The sequence below is a fragment of the Corynebacterium frankenforstense genome (genome assembly GCF_030211955.1).
Classification (GTDB): Bacteria; Actinomycetota; Actinomycetes; order Mycobacteriales; family Mycobacteriaceae; genus Corynebacterium; species Corynebacterium frankenforstense_A.
In genome coordinates this window covers 1-293 of record NZ_JASODI010000058.1, presented here as the reverse complement: position 1 = coordinate 293, position 293 = coordinate 1, and the positions used below count along the sequence as shown (strand labels likewise).

Genomic DNA, 293 nt, shown 5'->3' with positions numbered 1-293 from the left:
AATTATAAAGCGACTGCTAATATGCGTTTCATTGATGATTTAGAAGAAACATATAAAAAAATTTTAGAGTTGCGATTCGGCAGGAGAAGTCAAAGTGGCTTAACTAGAGAATTTTTTGTGATGTTTACTAAATTCAAAATTAACGGTGATACTGACGAACCTTATGTAGATATTCAAATTTTCGAAGATGCACTTCCTCTGTTAAATGACTTAGATTCTTGGGTTCGCCACTCATTACAACAATTCAATGAACTACAAAGTAGTTATTCTAAAACCATGTTTCGTTTATTGAA

The 293-nt window shown here is 31.4% G+C and carries 1 protein-coding gene; it reads left to right on the top strand.

The genetic code is table 11. The features are described from left to right. Positions 1-293, top strand: a 293-nt coding sequence (locus QP119_RS11525) for a replication initiation protein (RefSeq protein WP_284776308.1), incomplete at both ends; no start/stop codon positions are given.